We start from the raw sequence: 17,850 nt of genomic DNA on the forward strand, positions 1-17,850 counted from the left end.
ACGGCCGCGGCCGCCGGCGTATTCGCCCCGGCGGCCCCGGCCGTCGTTTGCCCTAGCGGCGTTGACGGACCTTGGCCCGGTGGGCGGTGGCGCGCAGTTGCAGGATGCGCGCCCCGCCTGCCACAGCCACCAGGACCCCGCCGGTGACGGCGGCAATGAAGAGTGCCATGCCCAGCGGGACAGAACCCTCAAAGCCCAGGAACTTCACCATGGCCTGTTCCTGGTTCTGCAGGATGAAGATGATCAGCAGGATCAACAGGATCAGCGAGGCCACAACGCCAGCCCAGATGACGCCCGCGCGGGTAACTTTGCTTTCGGGCGTGCGGCCACCGGCTGCGGCTTTTTCAGTGCTTGCCGGCGGTGCTGGAACTGCGGGTGTACCCGGTGCATCCGGGGCGTAGGACGGCGCACCGCCGTAGGTTGCCTCCCGGCCGCCTGCTGGCCGGTCTGCGGTCGACGGCGTGATGTTGACGTTCGGGTCCGGTTGGCTGTTCGGTCCCGGCGTGGATTGTCCTTCGCTCATGCCCGTTCCTTTCGCAGAATGCTAAGCATGCTTATGGTGTAACCATAGACGCCCGCGTTGCCGCAGCACAACGAGCGCGCCTCGCCCGGTCTGGGGCTGCACGAAGGGGCAGGGCTGGAGGTGGAGCACTCGCGGATGGAGGGGCCCCGGCGGGAACCCCTCCTTGGACTGCTGCCACGGCCGTGCAAGCCGGACGTCAGACCCTTTCCTTGCTCCGTTCGGCGGAGGGAGTTCCCGGCGCAGGCGTCCTGCGCCACGTCGGGAAGGCCCAGAAGGTGAATTCCGGCGCTTTGGCCGGCTTCGGAGTTTCGTGGGTCTCAGGCCGCTCTTCAGGCTGGCGCCCGGTTTCTTTCCTGGCGCCCCACCCGAAGTCCTTGCTGGATGAATAGCACATCACAGACCTCCTCATGGTGACTGCCCTTTAATCGTCCTCCACATCGGCGGTGGAGTCGATAGTCCGGCATTGTCGCTGGCAGGCGCCTGTCAGCGGCCGCTGGTCACCACATCCTGCGCCTCCTGCGGGCGGTGGAACTCGCAGGGACCACCGTGGCGCAGCGGAAGGAGGCAGGCCCGGCCCGTGGGCAGGTGCACCAGGCCGCAGCGGCCGGCCATGGCCAGGTCCTCCCTGACGTTGGAGTTGCTCAGGTCCGGCCGCCCGTCGTCAGCAGTTTCGGTGGGGCCGGCGCCGGTGGCGTGCTGTTCAGCATTCATGGTGGTGCAGCTCCTCATTGGGCGGAAAGGCGTACGGAGGGTGCGAAAGGTGGTTTTTCCAGTCTGCGCCGCTGGGGTTACCGCCGGGTTAAGCGGGCGTTAGGTTCAGGTCAACAACACCACACCGCCGCGGCGCCTAGAAGTCCAGTTGATGCGCCACCTGCAGCAGGAGGGCTTCCGAGCCCATGGGACCCACCAGTTGGACGCCCATTGGGAGTCCGCTTCCGGCGGATCCACCGGTCCAGTGGACAGGGAGCGTGATGGCCGGCAATCCGCAGACGTTCACCATTGAGGACCATGGCGCATATTCGCACTGCTTCCGGTAGTCGCCGTCCGCATCTCCCGGCCATTGCACGGCCGGCCAGCGTCCGCCGCCGTGGCCGGTCCCGGTGAACCAGCCCACGGGGCGGGGTGTCTGCGCCAGCGCGGGCATCATCATCAGGTCCCACTGGCCGTACTGCGCCACGGTGTCGTGCTGGAACTGCCGCAGGAATGCCAGGGCTTCGGCGAGCTTCGCCGGGCTGCGTTGTTGGGCCCGCCGCCGGAAGGTCCGAGTCAACGGCGCCAGCAGCGCTTCGCGGGAGGGGCTGATCCGTGCCGAGCCCACTCCTGCCGTCCAGGCGGTGGTGAAGGCATCCGGATAGCGGTTGTCGTACCGCACGGGAGCTTCGGCCAGGGTATGGCCGGCGTGTTCCAGGAGCCTTTCGCCTGCCCGCAGGGCATCGAGTGCTTCAGGTTCGAGGCTGAAGGGGAAGGTGCCGGACCAAGGGCTGTCCAGCGTGACGCCGATCCTCAACGGCGGCGGCTCCTGGCCGATGCCCGCAAGGTATTCGTTCCCCGGTGCCATGGCGTCCAGCATCAGGGCGGCATCCTTGGCGTTCCGGGCAAGAGGGCCCGGGACCACCAGCAGGGCCGGGTCACCGCCGCTTTCCCCGGCAGCCACCAGCCCGCGGCCCGGCTTTAGCCCCACCAGGCCGCAGGCGGCTGCCGGAATCCTGACTGAACCACCGCCGTCGGTCCCCGGCGCGAAGGGCAGCAATCCCGCCGCCACGGCGGCAGCGCTGCCGCCGGAGGACCCGCCCGAGCTCCTGCTGGGTGCAAAAGGATTGCGCGACGGCGGTGCGATGCGGTTTTCGCTGTAGGCCGTCAGGCCAAATTCGGGTACTTGGGTCTTGCCCAGGGAAACCGCGCCGGCCTCCGTGAGGAGTGCCACCAAGGGAGCGTCCGCGCGAGCCGGTTTGTGTTCGACGGCGGCGCTTCCGTGGGTGGTCACCACGCCGGCCACATCGGTGAGGTCCTTGAAGCCCAGTGGCATGCCGTGCAGCAGGGGGAGGTCTTCGGTACCGGTGCGGGAGTGGAGGTCATCAGCCGTCCGGGCCCGTTCCATGGCCTGGTCTGGGGTGACGGTGATGAAGGCTCCGAGCAGCGGGTTCTGCTGGCTGATCCGCGCCAGGAAATGTGCGGTGGCCTCAGCTGCGGACACGGTCCCGCCGCGCAGGAGGTTCCGCAGGTCCAAGGCGGGCAGTTCGTGGAGTTCAGCCAAGGACCCGTCCCTCCGGCTCCTTGGCCGTGGACGGTCCGGCATCCCTACCGGGATACCGGCCGGGGCACGACTGCTGTGGCGCCGGGCGGGCAGACTGCTGACGGGACATGGAAACCTCCTCGGGAGCCACCAGCCTAGCTTGCCGGTTTTCCGCACCGCCCGCGGCGGAAGGACTAGGCTTTAATGTGACTCTGATCCGCCACGACAGGACTCCGATGAGCGATTTCGATACCGTGCCCGTCCATGACATCCCTGCTGATGCCGTCATCCTGGACGTCCGGGAGGACTACGAGTGGGTCGCCGGGCATGCCGACGGCGCACTCCACATTCCCATGGACCAGATCCCGGCCCGGCTGGGCGAACTCGATCCGGACGAGGACGTTTATGTCATCTGCCGCACCGGCGGACGGTCGTTCCGTGTTGCCCAGTGGCTCACGGGCCAGGGGTACACGGCGATCAACGTCTCCGGCGGGATGGACCAGTGGCTGGAATCGGGCAAACCCTTGGTTTCCGACAACGGACTCAAGCCGCTGGTGCTGTAGTGCACGGCAGTCCCCCAACCTACGCGTTCCTCGGACCCGAGGGCACGTTCACCGAGGCTGCCCTGTTGCAGGTGCCTGGTGCGCTGGAAGCAGTCCGGGTGCCGGCGTCGAACGTCAATGCCGCCCTGGACCAAGTGCGCAACGGTTCTGCCGACGCTGCCATGGTTCCGATTGAAAATTCGGTCGAAGGCGGCGTCACCGCCACCCTCGACGCGATAGCGAGCGGCCAGGAGCTGCGGATCATCCGCGAGGTCCTGGTACCCATCAGCTTTGTCCTGGTGACCCGGCCTGGCGTGCGCAGGGAGGACGTACGGCGCGTGTCCACCCACGGCCACGCGTGGGCCCAGTGCCGGATGTGGATGGAAAACAACATGCCCGGTGCGGAATATGTTCCGGGGTCTTCAACCGCGGCCGCGGCCATCGGACTGCTGGACGGCGACTGCCATTACGATGCCGCCATCTGTGCGCCGCTCGTAGCGCAAGCGCATCCGGGCCTGCAGGTCTTGGCGGAAAACATTGGTGACAATCCGGGCGCCGTGACGCGCTTCATCCTGGTGAGCCGTCCGGGTGTCCTTCCGGAACGCACCGGCGCGGACAAGACCACGCTTGTTGTCCCGCTGCCGGAGGACCGTCCGGGTGCGCTGATGGAGATCCTCGACCAGTTCGCCAGCCGCGGCGTCAACCTCAGCCGGATCGAATCGCGTCCCACCGGGCAGTACCTGGGCCACTACTTTTTCAGCATCGACGCGGACGGCCACGCCGGCGAGGCACGCGTTGCGGATGCCCTGGCGGGTCTGCACCGCATCAGCCCCGGGACCCGTTTCCTGGGGTCGTATGCCCGGGCTGACGGGCAGGCCACCTCGGTGTCGGCGCATACTGCCGATGCCGCCTTCTCGGCCGCCCGGGAGTGGGTCGGATCCATACTTGACACGGCATCCACCGCAGGTGAAAGCGGTTCCGGGTCTTCGCCCACAGCGTAGGCAAATGCCTTCCGGAGTACTTCCGCGGGGTGTGCACAATGCGTATGCTTGCCTGATCCACACGGGGTATGGCCCCTAATGAAGGGAGCGGGTCATGACCAGCACCACTGACAATGACGGCCAGGGGATGATCGTCAACCCCAAGCCTGCCGCAGACAACCAGGACTGGGACGGCGACGATGCTGACCGCGCGGACCGCCTGCGTTTCGAAGAGGAACAGGCAATGATCCGTGAACAGTCCGAGGCCCATGCCGCTGCCAAAGCAGCCGCTGAGGCAGAGAAGAAGGACTCCGGCGCCTGATCCACGTGAACCGGCCGGTCAGGCCGGGCCCGGCATTCCCTCAGACGCTGATGGGCCGCCCACGCCTAGACGCGGATCTTCGCCGGCCCCGGGCCGCCCGGCTCATGTGCTTTGACCCTGACCAGCAGTGACTTCGGTTCCACGTGGACGGTGAGTTGGGTCGCTTCCCCGGACGTGTCGCCATCGATTTGGGTGGGCATGGGCTCGGGACATTTGATGACCACCTTGACCGACCTGTAGACCGTCATGATCGGCAGCTTTCCGCTGTGCTTGAACATGATCTTCATGTACATCAGCAGCCAGCCCAGGGCGCTGCGGGGACTCATGACCACCACGTCCAGCATTCCGTCGTCGATCATTGCCTGCGGGATGAAGTCGATGCCGCCGGGCACCAGCCCGCAGTTGGCAAAAAGTACGCTGCGGATGTTCCGCACCTGCTCCGGGCTGCCGTCCAGCGAGATGGACACCTTTTTCCGCCGGCCCGGGAGGTGCCGGACGCCCGCCTCGGTGTAGGCGAGCCAGCCCACCGCCTTCTTCAGCCCGTCGTTGGTGTCCGCCAGGACTTCCGCGTCCATGCCAATCCCGGCAATGACCAGGAAGACGTGCTCGGAGTAGTGCCCGGTGCGGGAGTTCTCAATGGCCATGCGGGCGGTGTCGATGTAGCGCTGCCGCCCAAACAGCGCCGTCTGGACGTTTCCATGGAGGTCGTTCACTTCAAGGTCGACGTTCCGGGCCAGCAGGTTCCCGGTTCCCAGCGGTATCAAACCCATGGCAACATCGGTGTGCGCGAGGGCCTCGGCCACCACGCGGACCGTTCCGTCCCCGCCGCCCACCAGCACGACGTCGGGCTTCCCGGCCAATGCCGCCTGCATCTGGGAAAAGCCGGGGTCGTCCGCGGTTGTTTCGAAAAAGGCCGGTTCCTCCCAGCCCGCTGCCAGGCAGGCGCGCTGGATGGTGGCCTTTGCTTCCTCTGCCCGCGCCTTGATCGGATTGAGGACAACGGCCACCCGCTGCTGCGCCAGGCCCGGATCGTAGGCTTCGCCAGCCACCGTGCTGCGCACGTGCAGGGCCTGGAGGCGCCGGACCCCCCACCAGCTGGAGGTGGCAAAGGCAAGGGCCACCGCAATCAGCAGGTAGAGAATCCAGTCGCTCATGGTGGTTCAACAGTAGCCCGGCGCGCGGCGGCCCGGCGCACGGGGCCTGCCGCCCGCCGTCGTGCGCGGTATTGGATACCCTTGTCTGGTGATCGACGTAAAAGACCTCAGCGAAAACCCGGACAAGTTCCGTGCCAGCCAGCGCGCCCGCGGCGCCGACGAATCAGTGGTGGACGCGATCATCTCCGCGGATGCCGCGCGCCGCGCAGCCCTGATCCGCTTCGAAAACCTCCGCGCCGAGCAGAACGCCTTCGGCAAGAAGGTGGCGCAGGCCAAGGGCGAGGAGAAGCAGGCGCTGCTTGCAGAGGTCAAGGAGCTGGCCAACTCCGTCAAGGCGGCCTCCGCCGAGGCCGACGCCGCGCAGACCAAGCAGGAAGAGCTGCTGCGCACCGTCCCCAACCTGGTGGAGGACGGCGTTCCCGAAGGCGGCGAGGACGACTACGTGGTGGTCAAGACCGTCGGCACCCCGCGCGAGTTCCCGGACTTTGAGCCCAAGGACCACCTGGAGATCGGCGAGCTGATCGGCGCGATTGACATGGAACGCGGCGCCAAGGTCTCCGGTGCCCGCTTCTACTTCCTCCGCGGCGTTGGAGCCCGGCTGGAAATGGCGCTGCTGCAGATGGCCATGGACCAGGCCATCGAGGCGGGCTTCATCCCCATGATCACCCCCACGCTGGTGCGTCCGGAGACCATGCAGGGCACCGGCTTCGATGTGAAGCACGACGCCGAGATCTACCGCCTCGCCGAGGACGACCTGTACCTGGTGGGCACCTCCGAGGTGGCACTGGCCGGCTACCACGCGGACGAGATCCTGGACTTCACCGCCGGGCCCATCCGCTACGCCGGGCAGAGCTCCTGCTACCGCCGCGAAGCCGGGTCGCACGGCAAGGACACCCGCGGCATCATCCGCGTACACCAGTTCAACAAGGTGGAGATGTTCATTTACACCACGGTCGAGGAAGCCGCCGCCGAGCACCAGCGGCTGCTGGCCTGGGAAGAAGAGATGCTGGCCAAGTGCGAGCTGCCGTACCGGGTCATCGATACCGCGGCGGGCGACCTCGGCATGTCCGCGGCCCGGAAGTACGACTGCGAAGCGTGGGTCCCCACCCAGGGCGCCTACCGCGAGCTGACCTCCACCTCAAACTGCACCACCTTCCAGGCACGCCGCCTCAACATCCGTGAGCGCGCGGTCAACGCTGACGGCGTCGCCAAGGGCACCCGCGCCGTAGCCACCCTGAACGGCACCCTTGCCACCACCCGCTGGATCGTGGCGCTGCTGGAGCACCACCAGAACGCGGACGGCTCGGTCAACGTACCCACGGCGCTGCAGAAGTACCTCGGCGGGCTCGAGGTTCTGCCGGTCCTGTAGGGGCCGTCCCTTTTCATAAGCTTGTTCGCGCAACCAGTCCTTCACCGATCGGATGCGCGAACAAGCTTTGGTTTCGCCCAGAACTGTCCACATACGGCCGCGGGCGATCCGTCCGGCAGGCTCCAGCCCCGCATCCTTGGGATATGGAGATACCACCTGGCCTGATTGATACTGCCGCCATTCTCCGCACCGGCGCCGGCACTGATGCCATGCACCGCGCCTTCAAGGCCGGGCAGCTCGTACGGCTCCGGCGAGGCTTCTACGTGCGGATCAATGACTGGATCAGCGCCACGCCCGCAGAACGCTTCGCGTGGTCGACGGCGGCGATTGCGAGATCCGTCAGCGGCGCGGTCCTCTGTGGGCAGACGGCTGCATGGGCCATCGGCCTACCAACGCTGGGCGACCCCCAATGTGTGGAGTTGGCGACCAGCCTGCCGGGCCGGAGCGGGATCAGGAAGTCGCCGTTCGTGGTGCTCGGCACGGACAAGGCCGCCCAGGCAGCGCGGGAGGTGCGGTCCTACCCCCTCCAATACCGGCTAAAGCAGGTACATGAACCTGTGCGCCACGGCGAATTCCTCAGTCTCGGGCTGGTGGAGACCACCTTGGACATCATGGCAACCCGCAGCCTGAGCCAGGCCCTGGTTGTTGCCGACGGAGCCGCACGAAAGCTCCACAAGGCTGGCCGAATGCCCGCTGATGCCAGCTTGTGGTCGCTTCAGGACATCCGGGACGGGATCCGGGCGCTTCCGCACGCTTCCGCCGCGGCACGTGCCGAACGCGCCGCTTCCCTTGCCAGCCCGTTGTCGGAATCTGTGGGGGAGTCCTACAGCAGGGCAGTGTTCGAGTTCCTTGGCTTTGAGCAGCCCGTCCTTCAGCGCACATTTGCCGACCGGGAGGGCTTCATTGGGAGGACTGATTTCTGGTGGCCGAACCCGGGGGTGGTTGGCGAATTCGACGGCAAAAGCAAGTATGTTCAGGCCGCCCTGCGCGGAGGAATCACCGCCGAAGAGGCGGTCTACCGGGAGAAGATCCGTGAGGACCGGATCCGTGCACTTGGTCATGGCTTCGTCCGTTGGCGCTGGGCCGACTTGCAGAATCCTGACCGGCTACGCGCCAAACTCCTGGCTGCCGGCATCCGGAGCAGGTGAGCGCCCGTACCCCCGGTTATCCCTAAGCTTGTTCGCGAATCAGATTCTAGAAGGGTGTCCTCTGCGATCAAGCCTCTGACAGAAGGTACCGCGGAACCCCCGGTGACCCGCCGCGAGGTGCGGAAACCCGCAGTTAATCAACAGTTCAATAAAGCTGTGTCCTGCGTCCTAGCGCCTGTCAGTGGGGTCTGCTTCACTGTTTCAATGACAACGCTGACTGAAACCTCAGTCGCCGGCAACGATGACCGGCGAGAGAACAACCAAGACAACACCAACACCTACGGCTTTTCGGGAATCGGCCAGAAGCTGATGGTCGCGCTGGACGTGGACGGCACCCTGGTGGACCACGACGGCCACATGACGCCGGGCGTGCGGGATGCGGCGCAGGCGGTGGTGGCGGCCGGGCACGAGGTTATGATCGCCACCGGCCGCTCCTTGAACGCCACCCTCCCCGTCATCGAAAAGATCGGTATTGAGCGCGGCTACGCTGTCTGCTGCAACGGCGGCGTGACCCTCAGGCTCCATCCCGAACTGGCCAACGGCTACGAGGTCATCCACAAAGCCACCTTCGACCCCGGGCCTGCCCTGAGGGCCCTCCGGGAGCGGCTCCCCTCGGCCAAGTACGCCTTGGAGGACGCGGACGGAAACTTCCTCTCCACGGAACGGTTCCAGGACGCCAGTTTCGGCGTCGAGGCCGTGGGCGTCGACTTCCACACCATGCTGGAGGCCACCGCGGTGCGCGTGGTGGTGTTCAGTACTGAAAACACGCCTGAGGAATTCAACGAGGCCATCGAACACGTGGGACTGGCCGGGGTGACCTACTCGGTGGGCTGGACCGCATGGCTGGATATCGCAGCGGCAGGGGTCACCAAGGCCAGCGCCCTGGAGAACCTTCGGCTCCGGCTCGGGATCGAGCAGCACCGCACCGTGGCCGTTGGCGATGGCCGGAACGATATCGAGATGCTCAGCTGGGCCGGCCGCGGAGTTGCCATGGGGCAGGCTCCGGAGGAAGTGATTGCGGCAGCCGATGAGGTCACCCACTCGGTGTTCGACGACGGCGCGGCCCACGTACTGCGCAGCCTCCTCTGACCTGTCCATTCCGGCAGCCCGGATTCCAGCCGGCACCCGGCGCCAAGGCAGAATAGGACCATGACCCTTACGACGTTCGCCCTCGTCCGCCATGGCCAGACCGACTGGAATGCCGAGCGCCGGCTGCAGGGTGCCACCGATATCCCCCTGAACGACGTCGGACGCGGCCAGGCGCGTGACGCCGTCGCCGTCCTGGCCCCGTACGAATGGGACGTGATTGTCTCCTCCCCGCTGAGCCGGGCCGCCGAGACCGCAGACCTGATCGCCGAAGGATTGGGGCTCGCGGTGGCCCGGCGCATCCCCGGGCTGACCGAGCGCAGCTTCGGCCCGGCGGAAGGAATGCAGGCCGGCCCCGAGCTGGAGGCGCTGCGGGTGCCCGGCGGGTTCGAGGGTGCGGAGAGCGAAGCAGAGGCGGCGGACCGTGGCCTCGCCGCGCTCGAGGCATTGGCGGAGGAATTCCGTGGGCAGCGGGTACTGGTGGTGGCGCACGGCACCCTGCTGCGGGTCAGCCTCAGCCGTGCCATCGGCCAAACCTTGGCCAGCGTGGACAACGCCGCCCTGAACCTGGCACACCACCATGCTGTGGACGGGTGGAAGCTGGAGTATTTCAACGGTGAACCGATGATGGCAGCCGCGGGAGCCTGACCAGCCGCCTGACCCGCCACGGTCGCCCGACCGGCAGTCCAACCAGCCGACTCCTGGCCGGCAGCTAAGCAGGCCTGCCCCAGTGCACGGCGTTCCCTTCTACCTTGCTTCGAGGATCAGGGCCAGCAGTCTCGCCGCGGCGGGACGGGCGGAATGTTCCTCGTTCCACTGCGCCCGGGACACTGCCTTGCTGACTGCCTGGGTGGTGATGCCCAGTTCCTGCGCCACCGCTTTTTGCTGGCCGCGGACCCCGGGCGTCAGCAGGTCCAGCACCCGCCATTCGGCGCCGGAGCGGTCCCGGACAATGTGTCCGAGCAGCCGCAGTACGGCCTCCGCGTCGTGGGCCACGTCGGCAAGGGGCCCTTCCACTGCAACCGGAATCCGCTCCTTGCTGCTGCGGAGCCGGTCCACGGCCCGCCGCGCGTAGACCAGGCCATGACCGGTGGCGTCCTTGATTTGGTTGGGCAGCGGCTCGTCCACAGGCCCGGCGCCGATCCCCACATACCAGGATCCGCTGCGCAACGCGATCAGCGCCGCCTCCACGGCCTGGTGCGGGCAGTCCACCACACCCTGCACCTCATCCTCGACGGACCGGTCAAAATCCAGGCGCGCGGGGATATGTCGCAGCGCCTTGAGCAGCTGCGGCACCTGGTCGCCGTCGCGCCGGCTGTCAGTCTGGTTGATGGTCAGCGTGAACATTCTGGGTACACACTACCCGGAAGTAGAAATGACGAAACGGCCGAAGTTGGGGGGACGTGACGCCCCTGCAACGGGTCCGACGCGACCAGGGGGGAGATCCGGAACTGGACCCTGGGCGGCTAGGAGCCTTTGGGGAGTTCGTCCAGCCGGCAGTCCGGGAGGTGGATCCAGCCTTCGGTGCGGGCGGCCGCCGCGTGGGTGCTGTCCGGCAGGAGGGTACGACGCCGGGCGGCGGCACGGGCGGTCAGGGAGGCGATGACGGCGTCGAAGAGGTCGTCCGAGCCGGCCAGGCTGTCGCGGTGCCCGCCCAGGTCCAGCCACGATGCCTGTTCCTCGAGGGCCGCCAGCAGGAGGGCCAGGCGCTCGGCTTCCGGGACGCCGCGCCCTTTGTAGCCGCGGCCGTTGAGGCCCCAGATCTTCAGGGATGCCGCCGGATACACCTCGGCCAGGCGGCCCGAACCGTCCCTTGGTTGCGGGCCGTGGACTTGGGCGATCTTTGCCTGGATGACCGCGCAGCGCATGGCAGGGTGGGCCAGCCGGTCTGCGGAGACGCTGAGCGGGATCAGGCCTGTCCGTGCCGTGCAGAAACGGTCTGTGTCCCGGTACGCGAGCAGCCGGCGGCCGGCGATTCCGTCGTGTTCAAGGACGGGGGCCGCGATGTTGTTGAGATGGCCGGTGAGGAACGGGATCAGGGCATCGGGCCAGCCTACGGGGCAGTCGACGCCGGTCATGTCGGTGCTGCCGAACAGCTCCACGATGTGCTGGTCGTCCACGTCCAGGGCCAGGTGGGTGAGCCGGGCGTCCCCGCTGCCCGTGCTGTCTGCTCCCCAATCAATGACCGCCACCGCGGTCTTCTTGGTGGCCGCCGCGAGGTCCACGCCGAGGGTCTTCATGCCGGGATCAGACGCGCCTATAGTGCAGCGCGTCGTCCACAGCGCCGGCCTCGCCCAGGTCATCGCCCCGCGCAAAGCCGGCCCACAGGGCCCGCACGGACCGGCCGGTGGAGTCCACGTCCTCCCACCGGGCACCGTTGATCAGGCCTACGCCGTCCCAGGTCTTCCGGGTGCCGAGAAGCAGGGGCAGATCGATGGTGTGGGCTGCGCCGAAGACGTTGCCGGGGGCGTGCCAGTCCAGGACGTACCGGTGCGCGCGGCCGCCTGCCTTCGCATGCCGGCGGGCAAAGCGGCGGGTGGCCCGGCCGTACACGGTTTCGGTGACCACCCAGTCGATGGCGCGGACAGCAGCGGCCCCCACCAGCGGAACGGCGGCCAACCGCATGAGCCACGGGCTGCGGGGGAGGAACAACCGGGCTTCCTCCGTTGTGTGCCCGATCAGCACGTCGATCGCGGAGGCGGAGCGGTCCCAGGCCGCCTCGATGGCGTCCTCCTCCGGGAGCGGATCGTGGCCGTACTGCGTTCCAAACGGCATGGCCGCGAGCATCCCAAACTTCCGCGCCACCTGGGCTACCTGTGCCTCGCGTTCCACCACCTCCATGGCCGGGGTTTCCTCGGTCACCGTTTCGGCGGCGATCCCCATGGCGTGGTTCATCCGGGCGCGTCCCCGGGCAATGCCCAGCGGCGCGCTTTGGATGATGGCGCGCTGGAAGAGCCCGGGCGCGTCCGGCGTGGCCATGAGGTGGGCGATCGCGTCGCCGCCTGCGGACTGGCCGAAGGCGGTCACCCGGCCCGGGTCGCCGCCGAACTCCCCGATGTTCCGCTGTACCCAGCGGAAGGCTTCCAGTTGGTCCAGGAGACCCAGGTTGCCGGGGCGCCCGGCCGGCGTGGCCAGGAACCCGAACAGTCCCAGGCGGTAGGTCACGGATACCACCACCACGCGGTTTTCGGCCACCAGCCTGGCGGGATCGAAGATGGCCAGGTCTCCGGATCCGGTGGTGTAGGAACCGCCATGGATCCACACCATGACGGGCAGCCGTTCCCCGGGCTGGAGGTCGCCGGGCATGGTGATGGAGAGGTTCTGGCAGTCCTCGCTGCCCGGAAGCTCCCCGTAGGTGGTGCCCAGGACGTCGTCGAGGAACGGGACCGGGCCTTGCGGGCAGGCCGGGGCCAAGGCGGTGGCGGCATACTCGCTGGTCCAGTCCGGGACCGGCGCCGGGGCTTGGAAACGGGGGGCCCGGGCGTACGGGATCCCGGTGGCACGGAGCACATCGTGGTCCCGCCAGCCGGTGACGGGTCCGCACGGCGGACTGAACAACAAGGTGGAGTTTAGCGTCGGCTCGGTAGGCACAGGTCCACGATTCCACAGACTGCCGGTGGCCGGACAACAGAAATCCCCGCCTCCCGGACAACTCCCCTTCGCGTGACGCGGGGAATTGTCCAGTGGACGGGGATTTGTGGCGAGGGCCGCGCCAAGGCGGGCCGCCGCAGGAATTAGTGGGCCGTGGGCACGTAGCGCTTGATGGAGGCTTCCAGTTCGGCTTCGGCGGCGGCGCGGTCGCCCCAGCCCTCGGCCTTGACCCACTTGCCGGGCTCCAGGTCCTTGTAGCGGGTGAAGAAGTGCTCGATTTCCTTGATCAGGAACTCGTTGACATCGCTGACTTCCTGGATGTGGTCAAAGCGGGCATCCACCGGGACGCACAGGATCTTGGCGTCTCCGCCGCCGTCGTCGGTCATGTTGAAGACGCCGATGGGACGGGATTCGACGATGACGCCGGGGTGCAGGTCGAAGTCCTGCAGCAGCACCAGTGCGTCCAGCGGGTCGCCGTCCTCGCCGAGGGTGTTTTCGAAGTACCCGTAGTGGGTGGGATACTGCATGGAGGTGAAGAGGACGCGGTCCAGGCGGACGCGGCCGGTCTCGTGGTCAACTTCATACTTGACGCGTGATCCCTTGGGGATCTCGATGGTCACGTCGTGCTTCATGGAATGCTCCTCGGCAATTACAGGGGGTGCGCGGCACACTTGACGGCCCACAAAAGAGAGTGTCGGTACCGCCGACTATTATTGAGGATATAGCGAGAGGCCCTGGAATCAGGAACTTGTGGGGAAATTTCAGGACTTGAGGACCAGCACCAGCATGAGCAACACAACCGGCACGGAATCGCGGCGTGGCCGGCGGTCCCTGGGCTCCCAAGGCCTGGGCCAGGCCTTGCAGGGGGCCATTCCCCCGGCGCTGGTGGTCTTGCTGCTGTTGGTCCTGGCAGTCCCGGCGGCCCTGCTGGTGGCTCCGGGATTCGTCGCCCCGGGAGCGCCTGACCCGGCCGCGCCGGTTCCGGCCTGGCAGCAGCTCCCCGCCACGTTGTCCGCCCCGCAGGGCCTCGCGCCGCTCCAGCAGTCCGCGCCGGTGCCCGCGCCCTCCGCGGTGGCGGCCCAAGTGGATCCGCTGTTGACCACCGACGGCGGCGGTACTTTCACGGGCATGGTGCAGGACGCGTCCACCGGCCAGGTCCTTTTTGACCGGGGCGGCTCGGAAGGCCGGGTGCCGGCGTCCAACCTCAAGCTGCTGACGTCGGCAGCCGCGCTGCGGACCCTGGGGCCGGACCACCGCTTCGCCACCAAGGTGCTGCGCGGTCCCGCTCCCGGGCAGGTAGTGCTGGTAGGTGGCGGCGACGTCCTGCTGGGGGCCGGGGATTCGCGGCCCGAACAAACCGTGGGCCACGCCGGCCTGGCCACCCTTGCGGCGCAAGCCGTGGATGCCTTGCGGGCTGCCGGCACCACCGGGGAAATCACCGTGCTGCTGGATGACTCGCTCTTCACCGGTCCGGCGCTGAACCCGGCCTGGCTGGCGGGCGACGTGGAAGCCGGCGAAATTGCCCCGCTCTACCCACTCGCCCTCAACTCCGCGCGCTTCGATCCTGCGGTCACCACGGGCCCGCGGCCCCAGGACGCCGCCATGGCCGCGGCCGGGGAGTTCGCTGCCCGGCTCCGGGCTGCAGGTGCCGGAGCAGGCCTGACCGTCGCGGCCGGCGTCGAACGTTCACCCGGCCCGGCCGCAGCGGCAGGCACCCCCGGGCAGGCACAGCCCGTGGTGCTGGCAGAGGTTGAATCGGCCACGGTGGCCGAGCAGGTGGACCTGATGCTGCAGGTATCGGACAATTACCTGGCCGAGACCATGGGCCGGATGGCGGCATTGGCCACCGGCCGGTCCGGCAGCAATGACGGCGCCACGGCAGCGGTTCTTGCCGAGGCAGGGGCCGCCGGAGTCGCTACAGACACCATCAAACTGGTGGACGTGTGCGGGCTGGCCCTGGGCAACCAGGTGTCGGCCCGCCAGTTCACGGACGTGGTCAGGGCCATTACCACCGGCGCCGATGCCAGGCTTCGCGGTGCCTTGGACGGCTTTCCGGTGGGCGGCCTCTCCGGCACCCTGGACACCCGGTACGGGGATGCCGCCACGGCGGGCGGGGCAGGACTGGTGCGCGCCAAGACCGGGACCTTGAACACCGTCCTGGCCCTGAGTGGCTACGTGGTGGATGCAGACGGCCGGCTCCTGGTGTTCTCGTTCATCGGCAATGGGCTCACGCCGGGGGCGGCAGGGAACAAGCAGGCGCTGGACCGTGCGGCCACGGTGCTGGCCGGGTGCGGCTGCCGCTGACCTACTGCGGCTGCATGCCCAGCAACGCGGCCATGACGACGGCGGCCAGCACCGACGCCCAGCCCTTGCGCGGGCCCGTGGTCAAGGGTGGGATGGGGCGGTAGGGGATCATGGTGGCCTCCTTCTGAGGGGTCTTAGCCTGTACCCCCACGATGGCCGGGCGGACTGGGCCGCCGCTTTCGGCACCCTGTGCGGTGGCTGTGGAAGTTCGCCGGTCAGCGAACTTTAAGGACGTTGTCCGGTGCGCTGTGTTCTGATGGGACCATGGAGTCCACCGCGCGCGAGTCCGCACCGACGATGTCCCCAACGGCCCAGTCCCTGATCAACTGGGACCTCGCCGCTTCCGCGGCGGCGCGGCTGGCTCCGGCCGGCCCGGTGCTGGGTGAGAAGGCCATTGGCGAGGCGGTGGACAGCCTCCGCCGGCTCGCGGACGCGTCCGTCCCGCATGTCCACGAAATCACCGGCCTGGAAGCCGCGCGGGACCTGCGGGACTCCTCCGTGCTGGTGGTGGACCGGGCATCCTGGGCCAAGGCCAACACCCAGAGCTTCGCGGTGATGCTGAAGCCCGCCATGCAGAAGATGCTGGACAGCCGCCGCGGCACCTTGAGTCCGTCCGCGGCCAGCGTCAGCGGCACCATCACCGGCGGCCAGCTCGGCGCGGTGCTCGCGTTCCTCTCCAGCAAGGTGCTGGGCCAGTACGATCCTTTCGCGGCCCTGGCCGAGAATTCCACCGCGCCTGCTGCGGGCCGGCTCCTGCTCGTGGCACCGAACATCGTCTCGGTGGAGCGCGAACTCAACGTCGCGCCGGAGGACTTCCGGCTCTGGGTGTGCCTGCACGAGCAGACCCACCGGGTCCAGTTCGCCGCGGCACCGTGGCTGCGCCACCACATGCTGGAACAGATCGACGAACTCAGCGGCCACCTGCTGGGGAACGTCGATTCCCTGATGGAGCGCGCCTCCGCCGCTGCCCGTTCGTTGAAGGACCGCTCCGCCACCGGAAACACGCCCGGCCGGGGCGCCATCCTGGACCTGCTGCAGGATCCCGAGGAGAAGGCCGCCATCTCCCACCTCACCGCGGTGATGAGCCTCCTCGAAGGGCACGCCAACGTGGTGATGGACGCCGTTGACGCCAGCATCGTCCCCTCCGTGAAGACCATCCGGCAGCGGTTCAACGACCGCGGCAAGGACCGCGGCGTGATCGAAAAGTTCATCCGCAGCCTCCTGGGCCTGGACGCGAAAATGCGCCAGTACTCCGACGGTGCCCGCTTTGTCCGCGCCGTGGTGGACGTGGCCGGCATGGAAGGCTTCAACAAAGTCTGGGAGTCGGTGGACCACCTGCCCACGGAGCCGGAGATCCACGACGCCAAGCTGTGGGTTGACCGGATGGGCCTCTGATTGCCGCACGCCCAGCTGCACCACCCGCCCATGCCTGAGAACCCCTCCACCGGCCCAACCCCGGGCCGCAGCGGACGGCGACGTCCCGGCAGGCTCGCCCCCGTCGTCGGCACCGCACGCAAAATGCTGCAACAAACGCTCGCCGACGCCGGCTATCCCCGCCGCGTCACCGTGGCATGCAGCGGCGGGCCCGACTCCCTGGCACTCGCCGCGGTGGCCGCCTACTTCGCCCGGCGCGGCCACGTTGACGGCCACCCGCTGGCCGTGGGCGCCGTGGTGGTGGACCACCAGCTGCAGGCAGGGTCCGCCCAGGTTGCCGCCCGCACCGCTGCGGCGCTGCGGGAGTTGGGCCTCGAACCCGTCGAAATCCGCACCGTCACGGTCTCGGCGGCCGGCATGGGCCCCGAAGCCGCGGCCCGCGAGGCCCGGCACGCCGCACTGGAGGCCGCAGCTGACCAGCAGGGCGCCGGCGCCATCCTCTTGGGACACACCCTCGACGACCAGGCCGAACAGGTCCTGCTGGGCCTTGCCCGCGGCTCCGGAACGCGGTCGCTCGCCGGCATGCGGCCCGCCCGCGCAGGGACCGGAAACAGCGTGCTGCTGCGCCCGTTCCTGGGGCTGCGCCGGGCAGACACGGAGGAGATCTGCGCCGTCGAGGAGCTGGAACCCTGGCACGACCCCACCAACACCGACCCCGCCTTCGCGCGCTCGCGTACCCGGGTGGAAGTGCTCCCGCACCTTGAGCAAAAGCTGGGCCCGGGCGTTGCCGAATCCCTGGCCCGCACCGCCGCGATTTTGCAGCTGGACGCCGACTACCTCGAGGATGTGGCGGAAAGCACCTACGCCTCCCTCGTGGAGCGGGACGGCACGGACCTCAGCCTGCCGGAGGAGGCGCTGGGGGCCCTGGCCCCCGCCATCAGGTTCCGCGTGATTGCCAAGGCAGCGGCCGACGCCGGCGGCCAGCAGCCCGGCTACCAGCGCCTTTTGGCGGCGGAAGCGCTGCTTCGGCGGCAGGGTTCCGCAGGCCCGGTGGAGCTTCCGGGCGGCGTGAGCGTGTACCGGTTGTCGCTGGCGCAACTGGAGCGGCCGGCCGCTGCCGGCAGCCCGGGAGGCGCCGGTTCCGTTCCCCGTGAACGGGCGCGCTGTGGGAAGCTAGTATTCCGGCCTCAAAAACCGCCCGAAAAATAGTCGCACCCCGCATCT

18 protein-coding genes are annotated in these 17,850 nt (G+C 68.2%); 10 read left to right on the forward strand and 8 right to left on the reverse strand.

Annotated features, from left to right (window positions below; translation table 11 throughout):
• Nucleotides 1–52 precede the first annotated feature (52 nt).
• The 3 genes from QRM95_RS05130 to QRM95_RS05140 form a co-directional block, all read right to left on the reverse strand.
• Complete coding sequence (locus tag QRM95_RS05130; protein WP_285246742.1) at nt 53–523, reverse strand: LapA family protein; 471 nt, start codon at nt 521–523, stop codon at nt 53–55.
• A 483-nt stretch (nt 524–1,006) separates the two neighbouring features.
• Nucleotides 1,007–1,234 (reverse strand): hypothetical protein, encoded by a 228-nt coding sequence (locus tag QRM95_RS05135; RefSeq protein WP_285246743.1) that lies wholly within the window; start codon nt 1,232–1,234, stop codon nt 1,007–1,009.
• Between the two features lie 136 nt (nt 1,235–1,370).
• Entirely contained in the window at nt 1,371–2,777 is a 1,407-nt protein-coding gene (locus tag QRM95_RS05140; RefSeq protein ID WP_285246744.1) for an amidase, read from the reverse strand.
• A gap of 215 nt (nt 2,778–2,992) precedes the next feature.
• Between QRM95_RS05140 and QRM95_RS05145 the strand changes: the two genes are divergently transcribed.
• The 3 genes from QRM95_RS05145 to QRM95_RS05155 all read left to right on the forward strand — a co-directional run bounded on the left by QRM95_RS05145 (nt 2,993) and on the right by QRM95_RS05155 (nt 4,600).
• A complete protein-coding gene (locus QRM95_RS05145) occupies nt 2,993–3,319 on the forward strand; it encodes a rhodanese-like domain-containing protein (protein WP_018762675.1) in 327 nt (108 codons plus the stop codon).
• On the forward strand, nt 3,319–4,299 hold the full coding sequence (gene pheA / locus QRM95_RS05150; protein ID WP_285246745.1) for a prephenate dehydratase: 981 nt from the start codon (nt 3,319–3,321) through the stop codon (nt 4,297–4,299). The genes QRM95_RS05145 and pheA overlap by 1 nt, the downstream gene beginning before the upstream one ends.
• A gap of 94 nt (nt 4,300–4,393) precedes the next feature.
• A complete protein-coding gene (locus QRM95_RS05155; RefSeq protein ID WP_285246746.1) occupies nt 4,394–4,600 on the forward strand; it encodes a hypothetical protein in 207 nt (68 codons plus the stop codon).
• Nucleotides 4,601–4,665: 65 nt separating this feature from the next.
• Here QRM95_RS05155 and QRM95_RS05160 read toward each other — a convergent pair whose 3' ends face one another.
• Nucleotides 4,666–5,754, reverse strand: a complete 1,089-nt coding sequence (locus tag QRM95_RS05160; protein WP_285246747.1) for a diacylglycerol/lipid kinase family protein — start codon at nt 5,752–5,754, stop codon at nt 4,666–4,668.
• A gap of 88 nt (nt 5,755–5,842) precedes the next feature.
• On the opposite strand from QRM95_RS05160, the gene serS reads away from it, so the two are divergent.
• The 4 genes from serS (at nt 5,843) to QRM95_RS05180 (ending at nt 10,005) form a co-directional block, all read left to right on the forward strand.
• On the forward strand, nt 5,843–7,123 hold the full coding sequence (gene serS / locus QRM95_RS05165) for a serine--tRNA ligase (RefSeq protein WP_285246748.1): 1,281 nt from the start codon (nt 5,843–5,845) through the stop codon (nt 7,121–7,123).
• Nucleotides 7,124–7,266: 143 nt separating this feature from the next.
• A complete protein-coding gene (locus QRM95_RS05170) occupies nt 7,267–8,271 on the forward strand; it encodes a hypothetical protein (protein ID WP_285246749.1) in 1,005 nt (334 codons plus the stop codon).
• Nucleotides 8,272–8,475: 204 nt separating this feature from the next.
• Entirely contained in the window at nt 8,476–9,360 is an 885-nt protein-coding gene (locus QRM95_RS05175; protein WP_285246750.1) for an HAD family hydrolase, read from the forward strand.
• Nucleotides 9,361–9,420: 60 nt separating this feature from the next.
• Entirely contained in the window at nt 9,421–10,005 is a 585-nt protein-coding gene (locus QRM95_RS05180) for a histidine phosphatase family protein (protein WP_285246751.1), read from the forward strand.
• A 99-nt stretch (nt 10,006–10,104) separates the two neighbouring features.
• Here the strand turns inward: QRM95_RS05180 and QRM95_RS05185 are convergent, their stop codons facing one another.
• The 4 genes from QRM95_RS05185 to QRM95_RS05200 all read right to left on the reverse strand — a co-directional run bounded on the left by QRM95_RS05185 (nt 10,105) and on the right by QRM95_RS05200 (nt 13,580).
• Nucleotides 10,105–10,704 (reverse strand): hypothetical protein, encoded by a 600-nt coding sequence (locus QRM95_RS05185; protein ID WP_018762667.1) that lies wholly within the window; start codon nt 10,702–10,704, stop codon nt 10,105–10,107.
• Nucleotides 10,705–10,823: 119 nt separating this feature from the next.
• The gene (locus QRM95_RS05190) at nt 10,824–11,597 is read right to left on the reverse strand and encodes a DUF429 domain-containing protein (protein WP_285246752.1); all 774 of its coding nucleotides are present in this window, start codon (nt 11,595–11,597) and stop codon (nt 10,824–10,826) included.
• 7 nt (nt 11,598–11,604) lie between these two features.
• Nucleotides 11,605–12,948, reverse strand: a complete 1,344-nt coding sequence (locus tag QRM95_RS05195; protein ID WP_285246753.1) for a carboxylesterase family protein — start codon at nt 12,946–12,948, stop codon at nt 11,605–11,607.
• 143 nt (nt 12,949–13,091) lie between these two features.
• Nucleotides 13,092–13,580, reverse strand: a complete 489-nt coding sequence (locus QRM95_RS05200) for an inorganic diphosphatase (RefSeq protein WP_159823766.1) — start codon at nt 13,578–13,580, stop codon at nt 13,092–13,094.
• A gap of 154 nt (nt 13,581–13,734) precedes the next feature.
• On the opposite strand from QRM95_RS05200, the gene dacB reads away from it, so the two are divergent.
• The 3 genes from dacB to tilS all read left to right on the forward strand — a co-directional run bounded on the left by dacB (nt 13,735) and on the right by tilS (nt 17,835).
• Nucleotides 13,735–15,252, forward strand: coding sequence for a D-alanyl-D-alanine carboxypeptidase/D-alanyl-D-alanine endopeptidase (dacB, locus tag QRM95_RS05205; protein ID WP_285246754.1), 1,518 nt, complete (start codon nt 13,735–13,737; stop codon nt 15,250–15,252).
• Nucleotides 15,253–15,516: 264 nt separating this feature from the next.
• Complete coding sequence (locus QRM95_RS05210) at nt 15,517–16,647, forward strand: Rv3626c family coenzyme F420 biosynthesis-associated protein (protein WP_285246755.1); 1,131 nt, start codon at nt 15,517–15,519, stop codon at nt 16,645–16,647.
• Between the two features lie 123 nt (nt 16,648–16,770).
• Nucleotides 16,771–17,835: a tRNA lysidine(34) synthetase TilS gene (gene tilS / locus QRM95_RS05215; protein ID WP_285246943.1), complete on the forward strand. Its 1,065-nt coding sequence runs from the start codon at nt 16,771–16,773 to the stop codon at nt 17,833–17,835.
• Nucleotides 17,836–17,850 lie beyond the last annotated feature (15 nt).

The sequence above is a fragment of the Pseudarthrobacter sp. efr-133-R2A-89 genome, from assembly GCF_030209315.1.
GTDB lineage: Bacteria > Actinomycetota > Actinomycetes > Actinomycetales > Micrococcaceae > Arthrobacter.